Source organism: Acinetobacter tibetensis (genome assembly GCF_023824315.1).
Classification (GTDB): domain Bacteria; phylum Pseudomonadota; class Gammaproteobacteria; order Pseudomonadales; family Moraxellaceae; genus Acinetobacter; species Acinetobacter tibetensis.
In genome coordinates, this window is record NZ_CP098732.1 from 3139491 (window position 1) to 3159902 (window position 20412).

21 protein-coding genes are annotated in these 20412 nt (G+C 41.6%); 8 read left to right on the forward strand and 13 right to left on the reverse strand.

Going from position 1 to position 20412, the window contains the following annotated elements; genetic code table 11:
• Positions 1 to 118: 118 nt before the first annotated feature.
• Both lptG and lptF read right to left on the reverse strand, forming a co-directional pair.
• Complete coding sequence (gene lptG / locus M5E07_RS15110) at positions 119 to 1189, reverse strand: LPS export ABC transporter permease LptG (RefSeq protein ID WP_116762424.1); 1071 nt, start codon at positions 1187 to 1189, stop codon at positions 119 to 121.
• A gap of 1 nt (position 1190) precedes the next feature.
• Positions 1191 to 2291 carry an LPS export ABC transporter permease LptF gene (gene lptF / locus M5E07_RS15115; protein ID WP_116762422.1) on the reverse strand — a complete coding sequence of 367 codons (1101 nt, stop codon included), beginning with the start codon at positions 2289 to 2291 and terminating at the stop codon, positions 1191 to 1193.
• Positions 2292 to 2450: 159 nt separating this feature from the next.
• Here lptF and M5E07_RS15120 point away from each other — a divergent pair, with 159 nt between their 5' ends.
• The 4 genes from M5E07_RS15120 (at position 2451) to M5E07_RS15135 (ending at position 5305) form a co-directional block, all read left to right on the forward strand.
• Positions 2451 to 3899 carry a leucyl aminopeptidase gene (locus M5E07_RS15120; protein ID WP_252220476.1) on the forward strand — a complete coding sequence of 483 codons (1449 nt, stop codon included), beginning with the start codon at positions 2451 to 2453 and terminating at the stop codon, positions 3897 to 3899.
• Positions 3892 to 4299, forward strand: coding sequence for a DNA polymerase III subunit chi (locus tag M5E07_RS15125; RefSeq protein ID WP_252220478.1), 408 nt, complete (start codon positions 3892 to 3894; stop codon positions 4297 to 4299). Before M5E07_RS15120 ends, M5E07_RS15125 begins: the two co-directional genes overlap by 8 nt.
• A gap of 22 nt (positions 4300 to 4321) precedes the next feature.
• Entirely contained in the window at positions 4322 to 4957 is a 636-nt protein-coding gene (gene blhA / locus M5E07_RS15130) for a cell division protein BlhA (RefSeq protein WP_252220480.1), read from the forward strand.
• A 129-nt stretch (positions 4958 to 5086) separates the two neighbouring features.
• Complete coding sequence (locus M5E07_RS15135) at positions 5087 to 5305, forward strand: hypothetical protein (RefSeq protein WP_116762416.1); 219 nt, start codon at positions 5087 to 5089, stop codon at positions 5303 to 5305.
• 46 nt (positions 5306 to 5351) lie between these two features.
• On the opposite strand, the gene M5E07_RS15140 is transcribed toward M5E07_RS15135, so the two are convergent.
• From M5E07_RS15140 to glnK, 7 genes are all read right to left on the reverse strand, one after another.
• Entirely contained in the window at positions 5352 to 5900 is a 549-nt protein-coding gene (locus tag M5E07_RS15140; RefSeq protein WP_252220482.1) for a VTT domain-containing protein, read from the reverse strand.
• A gap of 108 nt (positions 5901 to 6008) precedes the next feature.
• Positions 6009 to 6668 (reverse strand): riboflavin synthase, encoded by a 660-nt coding sequence (locus M5E07_RS15145; RefSeq protein WP_252220484.1) that lies wholly within the window; start codon positions 6666 to 6668, stop codon positions 6009 to 6011.
• A gap of 27 nt (positions 6669 to 6695) precedes the next feature.
• Positions 6696 to 7985 carry a DNA adenine methylase gene (locus tag M5E07_RS15150; RefSeq protein ID WP_252220486.1) on the reverse strand — a complete coding sequence of 430 codons (1290 nt, stop codon included), beginning with the start codon at positions 7983 to 7985 and terminating at the stop codon, positions 6696 to 6698.
• On the reverse strand, positions 7982 to 9067 hold the full coding sequence (gene ribD, locus M5E07_RS15155) for a bifunctional diaminohydroxyphosphoribosylaminopyrimidine deaminase/5-amino-6-(5-phosphoribosylamino)uracil reductase RibD (RefSeq protein WP_252220488.1): 1086 nt from the start codon (positions 9065 to 9067) through the stop codon (positions 7982 to 7984). The genes M5E07_RS15150 and ribD overlap by 4 nt, the downstream gene beginning before the upstream one ends.
• Before the next feature lie 8 nt (positions 9068 to 9075).
• Complete coding sequence (nrdR, locus tag M5E07_RS15160) at positions 9076 to 9537, reverse strand: transcriptional regulator NrdR (RefSeq protein ID WP_116762406.1); 462 nt, start codon at positions 9535 to 9537, stop codon at positions 9076 to 9078.
• Positions 9538 to 9677: 140 nt separating this feature from the next.
• Complete coding sequence (locus M5E07_RS15165) at positions 9678 to 11081, reverse strand: ammonium transporter (protein ID WP_252220490.1); 1404 nt, start codon at positions 11079 to 11081, stop codon at positions 9678 to 9680.
• Positions 11082 to 11139: 58 nt separating this feature from the next.
• A complete protein-coding gene (glnK, locus tag M5E07_RS15170; protein ID WP_016168502.1) occupies positions 11140 to 11478 on the reverse strand; it encodes a P-II family nitrogen regulator in 339 nt (112 codons plus the stop codon).
• A 278-nt stretch (positions 11479 to 11756) separates the two neighbouring features.
• Between glnK and M5E07_RS15175 the strand changes: the two genes are divergently transcribed.
• Both M5E07_RS15175 and M5E07_RS15180 read left to right on the forward strand, forming a co-directional pair.
• Positions 11757 to 11984: an accessory factor UbiK family protein gene (locus tag M5E07_RS15175; protein ID WP_116762402.1), complete on the forward strand. Its 228-nt coding sequence runs from the start codon at positions 11757 to 11759 to the stop codon at positions 11982 to 11984.
• Between the two features lie 66 nt (positions 11985 to 12050).
• Positions 12051 to 13538, forward strand: coding sequence for a YifB family Mg chelatase-like AAA ATPase (locus M5E07_RS15180; RefSeq protein ID WP_252220492.1), 1488 nt, complete (start codon positions 12051 to 12053; stop codon positions 13536 to 13538).
• A gap of 67 nt (positions 13539 to 13605) precedes the next feature.
• On the opposite strand, the gene M5E07_RS15185 is transcribed toward M5E07_RS15180, so the two are convergent.
• The gene (locus tag M5E07_RS15185; protein ID WP_252220494.1) at positions 13606 to 14376 is read right to left on the reverse strand and encodes a TorF family putative porin; all 771 of its coding nucleotides are present in this window, start codon (positions 14374 to 14376) and stop codon (positions 13606 to 13608) included.
• A 1248-nt stretch (positions 14377 to 15624) separates the two neighbouring features.
• Between M5E07_RS15185 and M5E07_RS15190 the strand changes: the two genes are divergently transcribed.
• Positions 15625 to 16965 carry an OprD family outer membrane porin gene (locus tag M5E07_RS15190; RefSeq protein WP_252220496.1) on the forward strand — a complete coding sequence of 447 codons (1341 nt, stop codon included), beginning with the start codon at positions 15625 to 15627 and terminating at the stop codon, positions 16963 to 16965.
• 101 nt (positions 16966 to 17066) lie between these two features.
• Here the strand turns inward: M5E07_RS15190 and ppa are convergent, their stop codons facing one another.
• Together ppa and M5E07_RS15200 are read right to left on the reverse strand one after the other, a co-directional pair.
• Complete coding sequence (gene ppa / locus M5E07_RS15195; protein WP_116762394.1) at positions 17067 to 17591, reverse strand: inorganic diphosphatase; 525 nt, start codon at positions 17589 to 17591, stop codon at positions 17067 to 17069.
• A gap of 112 nt (positions 17592 to 17703) precedes the next feature.
• A complete protein-coding gene (locus M5E07_RS15200; protein ID WP_116762392.1) occupies positions 17704 to 18102 on the reverse strand; it encodes an MAPEG family protein in 399 nt (132 codons plus the stop codon).
• Positions 18103 to 18209: 107 nt separating this feature from the next.
• Between M5E07_RS15200 and M5E07_RS15205 the strand changes: the two genes are divergently transcribed.
• Entirely contained in the window at positions 18210 to 18596 is a 387-nt protein-coding gene (locus M5E07_RS15205; protein WP_252220498.1) for a hypothetical protein, read from the forward strand.
• Positions 18597 to 18649: 53 nt separating this feature from the next.
• Here the strand turns inward: M5E07_RS15205 and M5E07_RS15210 are convergent, their stop codons facing one another.
• Positions 18650 to 20326, reverse strand: a complete 1677-nt coding sequence (locus M5E07_RS15210; RefSeq protein WP_252220500.1) for an AMP-binding protein — start codon at positions 20324 to 20326, stop codon at positions 18650 to 18652.
• Positions 20327 to 20412 lie beyond the last annotated feature (86 nt).

A 20412-nucleotide genomic window follows, 5' to 3' on the forward strand; every position in this document is an offset into this window, starting at 1 on the left:
TTACACTCTTGTCTATAAATTGGTCGCTATATCTTACCGAATTTTCGTTCAAGACTCCATGTATGCGACAGGGTTAAACTCACTTGTACAGATTGTTTTCTCCGATCTGTACAAATTCTTAGCGTGCACGGCGCAATAAATAGCCACCCACCACAAACATAAAGACAATTGGTACGAATACAAACCAAGCGGGTGACGGGCTATACACCAAACTGGCATAACCCAGAAAATCCTGTAAATAAAAGAAACCAAGTCCAATAAATAAAGCAATCACCAAACGAAAGCCCATCGATTGTTGACGTAATGGTCCAAAAATAAAAGAACAGGCAATCAAGACCAGCGCGATTAAAGCAAATGGCGAACCCACTTTTTGCCAGAATGCCAATTGGTAGGTTTTAGGCACTTGGCTATATTCATGCATATAACTCATAAAGCTGACCAATTGACTCGGCGATAAATCTTCAGGATCAATAGTGACCATATGGACATATTTCGGTTGTAATGCCAAAGCCAAGGGTTGTTGTACTGCATCGCGTTTGACCGCATTGCCTGCATCCTGAATTTCTACCTGTTCAGTGTCTTTTAAATTCCAACGACCATCTTGAACAAATTGTCCTTGTTCAGCATCTAATACACTATTTAAACGGTATTCTTGATCAAAATCGACCACTTGAATATTACGCAATTGACCTTTTGAGTTGGCATAATCAATATAAATAAAGCGCTGCCCTTCACGCGTCCAATAGCCTTTCACCTCACCTAACGCCGCAACGCTACGGTGACTTTTCACACTCTTGGCCTGTTCATTGGTATAGGGGATGACCCATTCGCTTAATACGAAGGATAAAATCACCAGAATTAAAGCTGAACGGATCACCCAGCCCACAATACGCCACAAACTAATCCCGATGGAACGCATCACAATCAATTCACTGTTAGATGCCATGGTGCCTAAGCCCAATACCGCCCCAATTAAAGCAGCAATCGGTAAAATCTCATACAGATAGCGTGGTGCACCCCATAAGACATAAATCAGGGCCTGCCAAGCGGTATAGGTGTCATTCAGCTCACTTAATTCACCCAAATAGGTAAATAGAATTTGTAATACCGACAAGACCGCTGTCGCCCCCAACATGGCATAGGCTGTGGTCTTAGTCACATGTTTCGCGACAATACGACGTGCAAACATTTTAAGACCTCACTCGCTGAATCTGCTTCTTAATTTTTGGAGCTAGTTTTTGCTTACGCGAGAAAATCGCGGCTGCCATTGCATAGACAAAGAGCACCAACGGATAGGCCCAAATTCCAATTTCCTGTTTGCTGACACGGGTTTTTATCGCCATCATCGCGACAATTAGGCTGGCAAAAATCAACAGTGCAGGAAACAGTTTTAAATAACGTCCCTGACGTGGGCTCACTTCAGACAAAGCCACAGCCAATGCTAATGCCACAATCATGACCAGTGGAACAAACATCCGCCAACCCAACTCGCTGGCAACAGTTGGGTCATTACGGTTTTGCCATAACTTACTCGTGGTTAATGCCTCGACTTCAGCACTTTCGAATTTAGCTTCTTTATCATTTTCTAAACGCAAGCGATAACTTTGAAATTCGGCTTGGGTATATTTCGGTTGACCTGAATAGATTTCATAACGACGACCTTGGATCAAATCGACCACATTGGCGCTGTCATTGGCCACTTCAACGCGTGTTGCTTCTTTTGCCAGAATCATGACGTCTGGCTTACCTTCTTTTTCTGCACGTTGATAAAAGAAAATATCTTTCAGATTTCGCCGATCTTCTGATAAATCGCCGGCATAGATGGTATATCGACCCGAAGAAATAAACTCTTTAGGGCGAACCAAATCGAAACCCGTACGTACTGCCTGACTGGTGGTCAGTTGTTCAAACTGACGTAGGCCCCAAGGTGACATCCAGAGCATTAACACACCCTGTAACAGCATAAATACCAAGGTCAATGGAATCAGCATTCGTGCCAATTGATGTCGGCTGACGCCACTTCCGTTCAGGACAGCCATTTCATGATCGACATATAAACGACCAAACACCAGCATCAGACCAATAAAAAAACCCAAAGGAAAAATCAGCGTTAAAAACTCAGGTAAACGATAACCGATGATGCTGAATAAAATACTCGCATCTAAACGACCTTGAGCAGCGACACCGAAATACTTGATTAATCGGCCGCCCATCATGATTAAGGTCAATAAGCCAATCACAACCAATGAATTAGACACCACTTGCTTGACTAAATAACGCCGAATAATCAAATTGATTCTTCCAATTTCAAAAAGAGTAAAAACTACCGTTAGTTTACCCGAATGTTAAAAATATAAAACCTATTCCCCTGCTTCTGCATTGAAACTCGAACCATAAAAATGTTTCAATGGCTGAATGACTTAAAACCCTCAAAGGCGTGAAGACCCCCTATGAAACTCAGCTTGAATACCGCTCTACCCGCTCCCGCTACCGATCAGGCTTTATTCATTTTAGCCGACAATGCTCAGCTTGCTCAGATCGCATCAACATATCAAATCAATGACTTAGAACAGATTGCACAAGCCACGCAATTTAAAGCTGGATTCAACGAAACTTTACCACTCTTGGCAAAGATTCCTGGATTTGCCCATACTGTTTTGATTGGACTCGACAAAGTTGAAGATTTGCAGCCTGCAAAATTAGCAAAAATTGCACAAAGCATTATCAAATCTTCACAAAAAAAATATCAGCAGATTCAAGTTGATCTGAATGCTTTGCCTGAAGCCTTGCATTATTTATTTGCCTTAAGCCTCACTCAAGCAACTTATGGCTATGATGAATTTAAATCGAAAAAGAATGAATTTTTACTCAATGAAATTGGACTTATTGCTGCGCAAAGTCCTTTAAATCATTCACAGTTAAGCCTGATTCAAGCCATTCAATCAGGTCAGGATTATGCACGTGACTTGGGTAACCGTCCGGGCAATATCTGTTTCCCTGAATATTTAGCCGATCAAGCTTTGGCTTTGGCACAGCAATACCCAGAGCAACTCAAAGTTACCGTGATCAATGAACAGGAAATGGCCGATCTTGGCATGTTTGCCTTTTTAGCGGTCAGCCGTGGTTCAGACCGTCCGGGTCGTATTATTACTCTGGAATACAAAGGTCAACCAGATCAAGCACCGATTGTTTTGGTCGGTAAAGGTGTGACTTTCGACACAGGTGGTATTTCACTCAAACCCGGTCTAGGCATGGACGAAATGAAATTCGACATGTGCGGAGCGGCTTCGGTGCTCGGTACCTTGCGTGCTTTATGTGAAGCGAAACTGCCGATTCATGTGGTGGGTGCAATTGCCGCCGCAGAAAATATGCCGTCTGGTCATGCCACCCGCCCTGGAGATATTGTCACCAGTATGAGTGGTCAAACGGTTGAAATCTTAAATACCGATGCCGAAGGTCGTTTGGTGCTCTGTGATACCTTAACCTATATCAAACGCTTCAACCCTGAATTGGTGATTGATATTGCGACCTTAACAGGTGCATGTGTGGTGGCTTTAGGTTCAGTCTTAACGGGCATGTTTACCCCAGATGATGAACTCGCTGCTGAATTAAATGCCGCAGGTCAAACCGCCTTTGACCGCGTATGGCGTATGCCTGTGATTGATGATTATCAAGAGCAGCTCGACTCACCATTTGCCGACATTGGTAACATTGGTGGTCCAAAAGCAGGTGCAGTGACCGCTGCATGCTTCTTGCAACGTTTTACCCGTGAATATCGTTGGGCACATTTGGATATTGCAGGCACAGCATGGCTTTCGGGCAGCAACAAAGGTGCAACTGGACGTCCAGTGCCGTTGTTAATGCAATTCTTAGCTAACCGCGTTAACACGAATGGCTAAAGTTCGCTTTTATCTGTTTGAAAAAAGTCCAGAACGGCAAGTCGAAAGTACTTGCCGTTTGTGTCGTAAAATTCTGCGTCAACCCAAACGGATTTGGCTGTATTGTCCCGATGCCGCATTGCAGCAACAATTGGATGAACGCTTATGGAGTTTCGATGCAGCCAGCTTTATTGGACATGGCATTGACCAAGAGCATGCCAGTATCTGCATCTCGGCACACTTACCCACAGAAAATGATTGGATTGTGTTTAATTTTAACAATCAGGCACTTGATCAATTTCATGAATTTAGCCAAATTATAGAAATTATTGAAAATAATGATTCTGCTAAACAGCTCGGTCGTGAAAAATTTAAACAATATCGACGTTTAGGCATTGAACCTCAAACTTTCAAGCTTTAACTGTTCAACCTTAGGGAGAAATATGGTGGCATTAAATGTCGGTCCAGATTTTAAACAGCGCTGGTTAGAAGCGCCTGAAGCTGTACGTCAGACATTTATGGATGATCTGAATCATATTTGTCATTTATTACAGCCCGAGACACAAACCCAGCTCTGGCTCGCAGCAGATCAGAAAGCCCAACAGCAAGCACAGCAAACCATTGAACAAGCCTATGCCGATCTCAAAGCACGCCTAATTGAAGAAGCGCGAGTTCGTCGTCAATTGGCTTTAGAACAATCCTTAGCCAATAAGCGGGCTGCAACTGAACACTATGCGCAACAACTCTTTGCGGATGAAAAACGTCAATTTGCTGAGCAAACCCAAACCTTAGACCACTTGCGCCAGCATATTGAACAAGAAACGCTGCGCTATACCGAACGCTATCACGTCAATGATAGTCACCAAAATCTGGACTTTGCCCCAGGCATGGTGCATGTTTCAGATCAACAGATTTTGTCTGAATTAGAAACTGTGCGTTTACGTTTAGAACTTGAAGCTGAAGCGCACATTGAACAAGCCGTGAGTAAATTCCGCAATAAATTACGTGCCGCAGCGCAAGAAGAAATTGAATACATATTACATAATTCTAATTTTTCTGATGTAAAACCAACCGTTTAATTTTTCTACTTCAATTTGATGTGTGTCATGAAAATGACACATAAATGTCACAATATGGTCATCACTTTAAAACAAAACTTTGAAGTGTTGACGCCAAAAATTGACATATCAATAAATTAGGAAGAAAAAATGGACCTACTGAACCACGTTTCTCACCGCATTGCTGCTCTCGATTCAGGCGAACAATGGATTGTTTCTGCTCAAAAACTACTGATTAGCCGCACCGATTTTCAATCACTTTCGGTGTTTCTCTCGCGCGAGTCGGAAAAAGGACTTTTTAGCCTCTCCCCACAAGGATTCAGTGCAACTTGGCATGATGAACCTGTCGTGACCATTATTAAGCATTAACCTTTAAATATTCGTCCCGTAAAGTTGAGTGACTTGTTTGAACAGGTCACTCCATAAACGCAAGGGTGGCAAAAAAGATATTGCCCGCGCCATAACCAATACTGAGTAAAACGCCAATCCAGATTACACTTCCAATGGTGTTGTACCACATAAAACGGGAAAGTTTCATCTCGCCTGCACCTGCAGCAAAAGGAGCAAATGAACGTACAAAGGGAATAAACCGCGCCAGAATAATGGTCTTACCACCATGTTTGACAAAGTAATGGTTGGTTTTACTTAGATACTCGGGCTTTATCCAACGTGAATGACGGTGTAAATACTTAAAGCCTAATTTTTTACCCGTATAATAATTTACGGCATAACCCAATATCGCGGCAATTATAAGTAATGTTCCTATGCTATGCAGCTGAATAATGGCAGAGGATGAGCACAAAGCACCTATAGCAATCAATAAACTATCGCCAGGCAGAAAAAACATAAAAACAAAGCCCGTTTCTGCAAAAATAATCAGAAACAAAATGGCGTAAATCCAGACGCCATACTGCGACAATAGAAGCGGCAACATTTGTTCTAGATTTAGAAAAAAATCAAGCATTACATAAATCTACGCTAATCAATTTAAGTATCACGTGCTTTATTTCACTCGAATAGAAACGAAAACAGCCCTGTAGTTTAGGCTGTTTTCGCATCCGATATATACTTTTTATTTTAAAAAGCCATTTTCCGCCAAGAAATCCATACTGATTTTTGACTGTGCTTGGGTCTCTGCGGCTTTATCACCCAACAATAAACGTTCGATATAACGCGCCAAGACATCGACTTCCAAATTCACTTTCGAACCTGTTTTCCACGTCCCAATATTGGTACGTTCTGCGGTATGTGGAATTAAGTTCAGGCTGATGATATTGCCGCGTAAATGGTTGATGGTCAGACTAATGCCATCCACCGTCACCGACCCTTTCTCGGCCAAATACTTGGCAATTTCTACGGGTGCAGTGACTTCAAAATAGAGTGAACGAGCATCTTCACGCACCAAGGTAATCTCACCCACGGCATCCACATGACCACTGACAATATGCCCACCAAAACGTGTGGTCGGCAACATGGCTTTTTCTACATTGACTGGTTGACCAACTTTCCAGTGCCCCAACGTCGTTCGATTCAAACTTTCACGTGAAACATCGGCGGCGTACCACGTATCGCCCCATTCAATTACCGTTAAGCAGATTCCATTGGTGGCAATCGAATCACCTAAATGTACATCTGACATGTCCAAATCCGTTTGAATACGTACACGTACATCACCGCCCACACTTTGCAAGCTTTCGACTCGACCAAGGCTTTCAATAATTCCTGTAAACATAATCTTTTCTCTTTCCTGAATTTGGACTTACCACAATGCCAACTGGGTACTTACACCTGAGGTATCAACTCCACCCAATTCTGCGAAATGATACAGTTGACCGAGTAACTGACGTAGTGGCGGACCAGATTTAGCATGGGTGTCGGTAATCACAATAAATTCCAACACACGTGCGCGCTCCGACTGACGTTGTTTACTGACCCGATAACGCGGTACGTCTTGGGTTAACAACGTGACACGTCCACGCTCAAGATTGGCTTTGAGTAAATCGGCAGCTTCAATATTACCATCGGTTGAATAACTGGTCAGAATATAACGTGCATTGATGGTCGACAGTAATTTTTCATAGGCTTCCTTGGCATACTTAGAAGAATTGTAAGGACTTGGGCGCTCTTTACGCCACGCGCGGTCAATTCCACTCTTAAAGCCTTTGGTGTCTGGGCTAGGCAAATCCACCTGATCCCATAAGGTCAGCGCATTCAATACATGATAGTTACTGCTATAAGCATGTTGGTTATACGGCGGATCTAAATACGCCACATCCACTTCAAAACCACTCATCTGATTGGCTAAATGCTGTGCATCGACACACCACATTTCTGCGGCAGGACGTTTTGGATCGCCTATTTCACAAAAACGGCTTGGGGTCAGCCAGAGCAAGGATTCAATACGCTCCAAGGCGGTTTGGGTTTTACCGCCCCAACCATGATGAAAACTTTTAAAGACACCACTGGTATTGCTGACAAAACTGGCTGAATACAACAACGGCGCCAACAAAGCACTCATTTCTACATCATCAATCGCGCCTTGCGCTTGCCAAGCGGCAATTTGCTGACGAATCGCATCTATCCGCATACCATTGCGACGTTTAAAGAACAATCGGTCACGAGCGGGATCGTAAATTTCATCATTGCGTGGGCACAGGTTATGTGTCACCCAACCCTTCACTTCTGGCAACCGATTTAAATAATCAATCGCCTTTTGATAGCCGCCCAACTCTTTAAATGCAGGCGCATCCGTACAGGCCAGAATGGCATGGTTTAAGGCATGACTATAAGGTTCCCAGTCATTGGCAATGACACGATAACCATTCTGACGTGCCAAACGGGAAACCACGCCACTACCTGCAAAAAAGTCAGCAAAAATAGGCGAACGACCTTTGGCATTCAAGGTTCCTGTCTGCTCAAGTGCCTCTAAAATCAGATGTAATAAACGACGCTTGTTTCCTAAATAAGGAACCAATTGATGAAATAAGTATTCGTCTGTGGTCCGTGCCGCGTGACGTCGTTTATGATAAACCGTAGACTCTTGATTCATATAGACTCTTGAATGGGTGTTAGCCTTAAGCGCACATCATTTCCCACTTGGGAAACATCGATGAGCTTAAATCGAAGTTGCTCTGCCAAATGCGTAAATTCCGCATTAAACATCGCACGTGCAGATTGACCTAATAAGGTGGGTGCAACATAACTAATCAGTTCATCAACCAATGCCTGCTTGAGAAAAGCACTGGACAAGGTTGCGCCCGCTTCGACCAACACATCGTAAATTTGAAAATCTTTTAAGGTTCTTAACAAACTTTCTAAAGATTGAATTTCTAACTGTATCACGCCCAACTGCGCCAGTTCAGGACGGAAGGGTCCCATTACCATGACTGTATCGGGCTGTTGTAAAATCTGGGTATCTAAAGGTAAGCGACCTTGTCGATCTAAAATAACGCGTTTGGGCTGCACTACCGTATTGATATCTTCAACGTCTGGCAATTGACGCACATTTAATAAACAGTCATCTGCCAAAATCGTATCAATGCCTGTAATCACTGCCCCTGAAATGGCACGCCAGTGCTGAACATCCAATCGAGCCTCTGCACCAGTAATCCATTTCGATTCACCTGATGCCATTGCGGTTCGACCGTCCAAACTGGAGGCAACTTTCAAGCGCACATAAGGCAAACCTGTTGCCATCGCCTTGAGAAAGCCACGATTCAAGGTCGCAGCTTCAGCCTCACACACCCCAGTCCTAACTTGAATACCGGCTTCCTGAAGAATATGAATACCTTTTCCTGCCACTAAAGGATTAGGATCTGAACAAGCAACGACAACTTGTGCAATTCCTGCGTCAACCAAGCCTTTGGCACAAGGTGGAGTACGGCCATAATGTGCACAAGGTTCTAAAGTGACATAAGCAGTTGCGCCATGTGTTAAGTCACCTGCTTGGCGAATGGCAAACACTTCCGCATGAGGTTGTCCCGCACGTGGATGAAAGCCCTCTCCGACCAATTGTCCATCTTTGACAATCACGCAACCGACATTCGGATTAGGTTTGGTGGAGTATTGCCCCAGTTGTGCTAAGCGAATAGCGCGCTGCATCCAAACTTGGTCTTGGTTTAACTCAGACATGGGCACACTCATTCATGTTCACGTTGTTGCATTTGTTCAATTTGACGACGAAAAGCTTCCACATCCTGAAAGTCCTGATAAACCGAAGCAAAACGCACATAAGCCACATGATCCAAGGCAAATAAAGCTTGCATAACAATTTCCCCGATAGTGCGTGACTTCACATCACGTTCTCCTAAACGGCGAATATGCAACTGAATATCGCTCAACACAGCTTCAATTTGTTCTTGTGTGACGGGACGCTTTTGTAACGCATGCATTAACGAGCGGCGTAGCTTGGCTTCATCAAAAGGTTCATTTTTACCGTCTGATTTAATCACACGTGGCATGACCACTTCATAACTTTCAAATGTGGTAAAACGCTCACCGCAACTAATACATTCACGGCGACGTCTGATTTGACAGCCTTCAGCGGCTAAGCGCGAGTCGATGACTTTACTGTCTGCGGCGTTGCAAAAAGGACAATGCATGACGGTCGAATTAAACAAAACATTTTTGAATTCTGAGTGTAGCAAAAATTATGGTTTTTGTAGAGCATTACGCTAGATATGGAAAAAAAACAGCCCTTTCGGGCTGTTTTACACAATATATTGATTATATCGCGAGAAAACTATTCAATGCGTTCGCCATGTTGACTTAAGTCGAGACCCATGCGCTCATCATCAGCTTCTACACGAATACCAATCACCACATCAATTACTTTTAGGATCACGAAAGTTAACACTGCAGAGTAAGCAATAGTCGCAAGTACACCTTCAATTTGAACCCACAATTGGCTCATCATATTTGCAGGTGCTTTATCTCCCATGATGAATTCACTGGCAAAGACTGCTGTGAGAATTGCCCCCACAATACCGCCAACACCGTGTAAACCGAAAGCATCTAATGAGTCATCTGCTTTAAGGGCACGTTTCAGACCAGTAATCCCCCAGAAACAAACCACACCGCCAATCAGACCCATCGCCAAGGCACCACCAACGGTCACAAAACCAGCCGCAGGAGTAATCACGACCAGACCTGCTACCGCACCAGATGCACCACCCAGTACAGATGCTTTACCGCGTACCACTTTTTCAGTAATTAACCATGCAATTGCCGCTGCCGCTGCTGCAACTTGTGTGGTGACCAGTGCATAACCTGCGGAACCATTTGCACCCAGTGCTGAACCGCCGTTAAAACCAAACCAACCGACCCATACAAGGCTTGCACCAAGAACCGTTAATGTCAGGTTATGAGGTGCCATAGATTCACGACCTAGCCCCATACGTTTACCTAACATGTATGCAGCCACTAGCCCGGCAACACCTGAGTTAATATGTACGACTGTACCGCCTGCAAAATCAAGTGCGCCATCGTTAAATAACCAACCGCCACCCCAAACCCAGTGCGTAATTGGCGCATACACCACAACCACCCAGATCGCGATAAATGCCACAAATGCCCCAAATTTCATCCGTTCAGCAATCGAACCGCTAATAATCGCAACGGTAATAATGGCAAAAGTCATTTGGAAAATAACAAAGAGAATTTCAGGAATTGTGCCTGTTAATGCTGTGGTGGTAATCCCTGACAGCATGACTTTATCAAAACCACCAATAAAGGCATTTCCTTCAGTAAATGCAAGTGTATAACCCACAATTACCCATGCAAGGCTCACAACGGCAGCAGCAACAAAACTGTGTGCCATGGTGCTTAAGACGTTTTTCTTACGAACCATACCACCGTAGAAAAGTGCCAAACCAGGAATGGTCATTAACAAGACCAATGCGGTAGAAACTAAAATCCAAGCTGTATCACCCGTATCGAGGGTTGGTTCTTCAGCCGCAGGAGCTGCAGCTTCTTCAGTTGGAGCAGGTGTCGCAACTGCTTGTACATCTGGCGATGTCGCTGCAGTCATTTCCACTGTTGTTGTGACTTCTTCTGATGGAGCAGATGCTGTTACTTCTTCAGCCCAAGCAACAGAACCACCTAAAAGTGCGCCTGATAAACTCAGCGCGAGTAGCATTTTTTTCATTCGTGTCCCCCAACCTAATTTTGCGAGTTACTCGATACTCTGCAAACTTTATGCCAAATTAAACAGCATCTGGACCTGTTTCACCTGTACGAATACGGATCACTTGCTCTAAGTTAGTCACAAAGATTTTTCCGTCACCAATTTTTCCAGTGCTCGCAACACGAGTGACCGATTCAATCACCGCATCAACCATTTCGTCACTAATTGCGATTTCAATTTTAACTTTTGGAAGAAAATCAACGACATACTCAGCACCACGATACAGCTCAGTATGACCTTTTTGACGGCCAAAACCTTTGACTTCTGTTACAGTGATCCCTTGAACACCAATTTCTGACAATGCTTCACGCACATCATCTAATTTAAAGGGTTTTACAATTGCAGTTACTAGCTTCATGTTTGTTTTTCCTTCGGCTTTTTTCACCAGTAAGGTTTTATGTTCAATTTTCGTGCCAAGATTTCTAAGGTTGAGGGAAATAAAAATCTGATACACAACTCTATTTATACCTTATTTTTGTCTTTTAATCGAAGCTTAGGTCTTTAATATTCGAGATTTTTAGCCAAAAGTCGGCTATTTTTTCCAGATCGTGTCAAGGATTATTGCGATAGCACTATAGTCTCTGTCGAAGCAATGCTAAACTGCTCCCGCTCTTCTCCAGCAATATGGATAAAACAATGATTGAAACTTTATTACAAGCCATTCTAGAACAAGTAGAACAACCAAAAACTGATTTGGAACATAATTTAAGAGCCTTATTAAATGAGGCTGTCACTAAAATGGATTTAGTTTCTCGTGACGAAATTGAGCGTCAGAAAACTGCGCTTCACAATGCCAATCAACGTTTAACCGAATTACTTCTCCAAGTCGAAGCACTCGAACAAAAAATTCAGAACAAAAAATAAGCACACTATTAGTGCAATAAAAAACCAATAACGATCAAAAATAACGCACCAAAATGGAACAACAACATGTCTTTTGCAAAAATAAATACGCGAGGGCTATTGGGGCTGCATGCCCCACTGATTGAAGTCGAAGTTCATTTAAGTCAAGGATTACCATCACTTACCATTGTAGGATTAGCAGAAGCTGCTGTTCGGGAAAGTAAAGATCGAGTCCGTTCAGCTATTATTAATAGTGGTTTTCAGTTTCCCAGTAAACGTCTCACGATTAATCTTGCACCAGCAGATTTGCCCAAAGATGGTTCACGCCTAGATTTACCGATTGCCTTGGGCATTTTAATTGCGTCTGGACAACTTCCAGAACAAAATATCGATCATCTTGAATTTATTGGGGAATTGGCACTAGATGGTCAATTGCGCCCAACCACAGGGACTTTGAGTATTGCCATCGCGTGTCAGCAAGCGCAACACCAATTGGTTTTGCCCGAACAAAATGCATTGGAGGCAGCACAACTGCCCCATTTTGATGTGTATGCAGCAAAAAATCTCAAAGAAGTGTGCGAACACTTAAGCCAACACAAGCCGTTATCTCCTGTGCAAAAGCCTGTCGACTCACCTTTACATCGCTATAAATTTGATCTGGCTGATGTGAAAGGACAACTCCGTCCGCGACGGGCTTTAGAAATTGCAGCAGCAGGTGGTCATTCCTTACTGTTTCGTGGCCCCCCAGGCACAGGTAAAACACTATTGGCATCGCGTTTACCCAGTATTCTTCCACCGCTCAGTTCTAGTGAAAATTTAGAAGTAGCCAGTATTTATTCTGTTGCCAATTCGCAGCATCATTTTGGACATCGCCCTTTTCGCGCGCCACATCATACCGCTTCGGCCATTGCCTTGGTGGGTGGAGGGTCACAACCTAAACCTGGAGAAATTACTTTAGCGCATTTAGGCGTTCTGTTTTTAGATGAACTTCCTGAATTTGATCGCAAAGTCTTGGAAGTACTTAGACAGCCTTTAGAATCCAAAGAAATTGTGATTTCTCGGGCATCCCGTCAAATGACTTATCCTGCCAATTTTCAGTTAATCGCTGCCATGAATCCTTGTCCATGTGGCTACGCGTTTAATCAAGATCAACGTTGTCAATGTTCCACAGAGGCCATCAAACGTTATCAAAATCGAATTTCTGGTCCTCTATTAGATCGCATAGATTTGCATATTGATGTACCACCGCTTACGGTACATGAATTACAAGCACATGCACCTGCTGAAAATTCTGATCAAGTGCGTCATCGTGTGACTCAAGCCTATGAGCAACAAATTCAACGACAAAATTGTTTAAATCATGCTTTGAACCCACAGCAACTGGAACAATTTGCAGGATTGAATGAGCAAACCCAAAAAATGCTTGAATTGGCTCAACAACGTTTAAATTTATCTGCGCGGGCTTATCATCGAGTTTTAAGAGTGGCCAGAACCATTGCTGACTTGGCAAATTCGGCTGAAATTCAAACTGGACATTTAAGTGAAGCTCTATCGTATCGGCAGCAAAGCCTTTAATACGGTTAAATTCCAAATAAAAAACCTCTAGTTCTTAGGACTAGAGGTTTTTTTAACATCCTTAAATTTAGAATGTTTTGGTTAAGGTAAAGACTGCACCTGTTTCTACGCCACGAGCAGTTGCATCATCCATAGCATCTGTATCAATATTTGTACCTATCGCTGCTAATTCAGCCGTTGCACCAGAAATTGATTTAAATGCATAGTTAACACCGACTTTCCAGTCCACATAGTTATCATCGCCGCCAAATGAATATTTGTCTTCATCATCCACAACGGTATAGCCCACACTTGCTACACCGCCAAAACCTGTTGAACCAAATGGAACAGCGTAGCCTGCATTCACATTCCAACTGTTTGTATCTGCACCTGCATAATCATTGGTAAAGTTCACATTGGTCAGAATGCTGTCTCCTTCAGTCAGCACACTTGCGAAAGTTAATTTTCCATACAATTCGACCCAACTTAAGTCAGTTGCACTTGGATAGTTGTAATACACAACACCCACATCCAATAAAGGTTTGCTGGCAAAGCTATCCAATGTGGTTGCAAAACCCAACGATGGATCTAGTTCTAAACTTGGCGTCCCCGAACCAAAGTTTACATTGGAACCCCAAAGCCCAAAATACATACCTGAATCATGTGCAAGTGTGAATCCTGCTTGAACCGCTGGATCATTTTGAGTTTGCGACAATCCACGGAAACGATAGTCTGTTGTTACTGCTGCATTGCCGCTAAAAGAAAGACCAAATGGTGATGCTGCTTGATCATCTGCAAAGGTAAATGTTGAAGCCGCCGCAACAACCGCCATAGATAATACTTTTAATGTGAATTTCATTCTGAGGTTCCCCCACATCGAATTACGACGTTTTGCTGTAATTAATAAACTCAGAAATGTATTAGCAAGCGCTATGCCAACTTTAAAAAATATTTGTCACGTTGCTGTTCGCTGTCAAACATTGAGAAACTTCAGGCTGAACTATCAATTTGCATCGTGATAGGATTTTATAAACCATACGCTGTGTCTAAAAAGTTCTGAACTTCATCGGCCATACCATAAAACGACTCAACCTATCTGTAACGTAAAAAGACCGTAAATTTCATATAAAACAATAAATAACAAATACTTATAAAAATTATCTTTTACTTTTTATCAAAATTTACCAATAAGACTGATTCATATTGATCTTCGAAATGACCTAGATCATCAGCATGGTTACTTATTTAAAAGGCTTTAGTTCAGGCGATGGGCACATCATGCAGAACATTGATTATTTTTATATTGTTTATTTCAAAGATGGTTGATCGCTGAATAAAAACCTAGGCTTTATTTTGAGATTACCAATCATTGAAGTCGTATAAGACCCATCCCTTTATGGCATTCGCATTCTTTTCAACAGACCAAGATTCGCTTTAATCATAGTATTTCTAGACAGAAATCAGACGTCATTGATCGATGACGCATATTTCTGTTTGGCTTTTACTGCTCAGAGCACATTTGATTGGCAAAATTTGAATCAATCTGTTTTGGTTGAGTGCTCAAAATGCTTCATTTCTGTTCAAAAACAGAGTTTCACACCACAGGTTGTACAAAATACACGCACTATTACTGACCACACCTAAATTTTTAATATGCTGCGAAGCACAATTTATTCCAACATTATATGCTCGGCATTCAAAGGAAATAGCCCCGCACCTAAATGAAACATTTCTCATTTTCATTTAGAAATTAAATCTATTCATAAAAGCAAGACACAATTCGCATACAAAATAGCCAATCAAGCCGATATTGAAGAAAAAATAAACAAAGAAAAATGTGATTTTTCTTTGTTTGATCGAAACAAAAACAGTGGAAATTTTCCATTTAATAAAATATATTTTTATTATGAATTAATGGCTTATGTATAAAATATACTTATCCATTTCCCATCAACAATAATGTAATCTCGTCAAGTAGCTGGTAACAAGAATGAAATAAAATTAATAAAAATCTATCTTTTTTATAGATTAATTATACAATTTATTAAAATTTCGAGTTATGCCAAAAAACGAAATTCTGAATCTAACTTTTTTGAGGTTGTTTCTTATGCCAAAAGCGCAAAAACTTACATTAGCAGTATTAATTCAGGCTGCCCTTATTACTACAGCTTATGCAAGCGAACAAAGTGAAGCAAAAGGATTTGTAGAAGATGCTGAAGGATCAGTGTTGTTCCGCACTGGTTATTTATCTCGTGACAAAAAAAATGGCGTAGCAGATACGAGCTCAGCAGCTCAATCTGCAATGGTTAAAATTGAATCAGGCTATACTCAAGGTATCGTCGGTTTCGGTGTAGGCGTGATTGGGGATGGTTCGTTCAAATTAGGCGAAAATAACCACGCTGGTAATGGGATGATTCCATTACACAATGATGGTGCAAAAGATGCAAATGGTCATGTTGATGCTTATGACCACTGGGCTCGTGGCGGCGGTATTGTAAAAGCACGTATCTCTAATACTGAAGTCCGTTATGGTACTCAAGTACTTGACTTACCAGTACTTGCAAGCAACACTGCACGTTTGGTTCCAGAATACTTTGAAGGTGTATTGGCAACGAGCCGTGAAATTAAAGGCCTTGAATTAACCGCAGGTAAATTCACCAAAAACCAATATTCAGACCAAGTAACCACTGATGGCAATGAACTAGATCGCGCTGTCGTTTGGGGTGCAAAATATAAATTTAATGATCAAATCAATGCTTCTTACTATGGTACTGACATTAAAGACCGTTTAGAACGTCATTATATTAATACAAACTACAAGCAAGCGTTGGCAAATAATAGCTCATTAACTTATGACTTCAGCGGTTATCACACAAATTGGGATACTAAAGCTAATGGTGGTGCTTATACATATTCCCATACGACAAATGATTTAACCAACCTAAGCAACAGCATTTGGGCAATTTCTAGTACTTATAACACTGGAAACCACAATGTGATGTTGGCTTACCAACAAAATACAGGTAATACAGGTTATGACTATGGCTTAGGTAAAGGTGTTGGCGATGGTCATCAAACAATTTACTTACCAAACTCTTACCTTTCTGACTTTATTGGTAACGATGAAAAATCGGCTCAACTCCAATACACTTACAACTTTGCAGGTATGAATGTTCCTGGTTTAACTTGGACAACTGCATTTGTTTATGGTTGGGATATTGATGTTGCTGGAAAAGTTGACCGTACTCAGCTAGTCACGGACGATGCTCAAGAACGTGAATTCTTTAATCAAGTGAAATATACAGTTCAATCTGGTTTTGCTAAAGATGCAAGCTTACGTTTACGTCATTCTTACTACCGTGCTAGTAAAGACTATCAAAATGATGTATACATTGGTGATACCAACGAATGGCGTATTTGGTTAGACATCCCTGTAAAATTCTTCTAATTTGAAGTCATTTTCAGAGATTTAAAAAAACCTGCACAATGTGCAGGTTTTTTATGGGTTCAGAAAAATAAATTCATCTAAACCCTTATTTTACTTAGAAATTATTTTGCAGCTTCAATTGCTTTAAGCACTTCTTGCTTAGCAACTTCAGAACCTTCCCAACCTGTTAACTTCACCCATTTGCCTGGCTCTAAATCTTTGTAATGAGCAAAGAAATGTTCCACTTGCTGGATTAAAAGCGGAGGAAGATCAGTATATTCCTGAATGTCTTTATAAATTGGCGTTAATTTTTCATGTGGTACAGCGATTAATTTCGCATCGATACCGCCATCATCTTCCATGTTTAATTTACCCACAGGACGGCAACGAATCACTGAACCTGGCTCAACTGGGTGCGGTGTTACAACAAGCACGTCAAGCGGGTCACCATCTTCAGACAAAGTATTTGGTACATAACCGTAGTTCGCTGGGTAGAACATTGCTGTACCCATGAAACGGTCTACAAATAAAGCGTCAGAATCTTTATCAATTTCATATTTGATTGGCGCTGCGTTTGCAGGAATTTCAATGATGACATAAATGTCATTTGGTGCATCTTTACCCGCTGGGATATTGCTGTAGCTCATAGCATCAACTCTTTAACGATTTAAATTATATTGAAACCGAAATTAAGGTCTTCGGTTTAATCACGGAGCGATTATACATCTGCCCCGTAAAAATAGGGAATATGCACGTTCATTAGCTGAGTTTGATCACTAAAATCAGCAGTGAAATTGGACACAATAAGGACAGACACCAGACAATTGAACGCAATGTCGCCCAATTGGCCAAATAACATACCCCATAGACGACACGTAAGACCAAATAGGCTATGCCAAAAGTCATAATCACGGCTTGGGATACCACCATATATTCCGCCATTAAAACAGCAGCAATAAATAAAGGTAATCCTTCAAAACTATTTTGTTGTGCAGCATTGGCACGTGCAGCAATACCTGTTGCCTTGTTTAAAAACTCACGCGGATATTGATTATCTCTAACCTGAAAACCACTCGTAAGTCTGGCAATAAAACTAAAGACATAAGGTAATAAACATGCAATTAAGATGAGATAGACAATACCGCTAATGCTTTGCATTAATTTTGTTCTCGTGAGGAAGCAATAAGACTTATCATAACATGGCAATTCTAGAATATTTTTTGTTAAATATAGTGTTTTGATTACCAAGTCATTCGGGAATAGCTATGTCATTTAATGCTGAGCAACACAAACTGTTCGATGAACTGGAAAAACAACGCCAACATCAACTGCAGATGGATCGTGTACTCGCCATTGTGTTCCCCATTGTTGCTTTTTTACTGACCGTCATTTGTGCCAACATGAACATCTGGTCGACCGTATGTACCTTTGTTTTACTCTGGGTTGCATTTTGGGCTGTGGGCATTCGTCGCTTACCCTTATGGCATTGGGTATTGATTGCGCTTATTTATTGTTTGGCAGATAATTTTCTGAGTTATGGTAGCTTTAACCGTTCAGGTTTCAGTCGCCAATTCGGCACCATCTTTATTTTCATTGGTATTGCAGGCGTAGGCCGTCCTTATTTTGACCGCTGGCTGATGAAGAAAAAATAAGTGAATGGCATAAAAAAAGCGCCCCAAGGCGCTTTTTTTAGACAGACTGAATCTTATGCAGTTTTACGCAAATCTTTACGTAAAATTTTACCTACATTCGATTTTGGTAATTCTTCCATAAACTCAACATAACGTGGGCGTTTGTAACCTGTTAAGTTTTCTTTCGCAAATTCAAGAACTTCTTCAGTGGTTAAAGAAGCATCTTTTTTCACAACAAATAATTTTGGTACTTCGCCTGATTTCTCATCAGGTACACCAATTGCAGCAACTTCAAGAACTTTTGGATGCTTCGCAATCACTTCTTCAATTTCTGAAGGATATACGTTGAAACCAGACACTAAAATCATATCTTTCTTACGGTCAACAATTTTGGTGTAGCCGCGATCATCCATTACACCGATGTCACCTGTACGGAAGAAACCATTCACCATCACTTTGGCAGTTTCATCTGGACGGTTCCAGTAACCTTTCATGACCTGAGGACCACGAATACAGATTTCACCTTGCTCGCCCAATGCAACTGGATTGCCATCATCATCTAAAATTGCAATGTCAGTTAATGGTAATGGAATACCAATCGTGCCACTGAATTCATCCGAAGCAGGTGGATTTGCCGTTGCAACTGGTGAAGTTTCAGATAAGCCATAACCTTCAACGATGTTCGTACCCGTGACTTTTTTCCACGCTTCTGCAGTCGATGGAAGTACAGCCATACCACCGCCCATAGCCATTTTAAGCTTGCTGTGGTCGAGCTGTTTAAATTCTTCATTATTGACCAAAGCATTAAATAAGGTATTCACTGCTGGGAAGAACGTTGGTTGATACTTGCGTAATTCTTTCATCACCGCAGGTAAATCACGCGGGTTCGGAATTAAAACATTGGCTTGACCTTTATACATACCGTACATGGCACAAACCATAAATGCGAAAATATGATACAGCGGTAAAGCACAGAAAATACGGTCATCTGGCTGACCATCTTGAGCACCAAATTTACTTTGGAAAATACCATCACACTGTAATAAGTTAGCCACAAGGTTACGATGCGTTAACTCCGCACCTTTAGAAACACCCGTAGTACCGCCAGTGTACTGTAAAACAGCTGTATCACTGAGGGTTAGATTTGGACGTTTATAGTTGCTTGGGCTTACTTTTGACATTGCCGCATTAAAACGGATATGACCTGGAATATTCCATGCAGGAATTTGTTTACGTACTGAACGCAACACAAAATTGACTAAAGTCCCTTTTAAAGTACCCAACATGTCACCGACAGAGGCAACCACGACATGTTTTACTGGTGTTTTACCGATAATACTCTGATAAACCGAAGCAAAGTTTTCAATAATGACTAAAACTTCAGAACCTGAATCATTTAATTGGTGTTCAAGCTCACGCGCAGTGTATAACGGGTTAACGTTCACGAGCACCAGACCCGCACGCAATACACCTAGAGCAACCACTGGATATTGGAGAACGTTTGGCATCATGACTGCTACACGAGAACCTTTCGCCAAACCTAAACTTTGTAGATAAACAGCAAATTTACGACTCGCTTCGTCAAGTTCACTAAAAGTCAGTGCTTTATCCATAAAGATAAAGGCATCACGTGAACCAAATTTTTGGAAATTACGCTCAAATACATCTACCAAAGAAGTGTTCTCTGGGGGTAATTCTACAGTTTCAGGAATTCCTGTCTTGCGGTATTCAGCGAACCAAATCTTTTCCATAATCCCAATCTCTCCAATCTATAGTCCTTAAAATATGCAGCTTTTTTTTCGGGTTTGTGTGTATTTATTTAGCTTGTTAATGCACA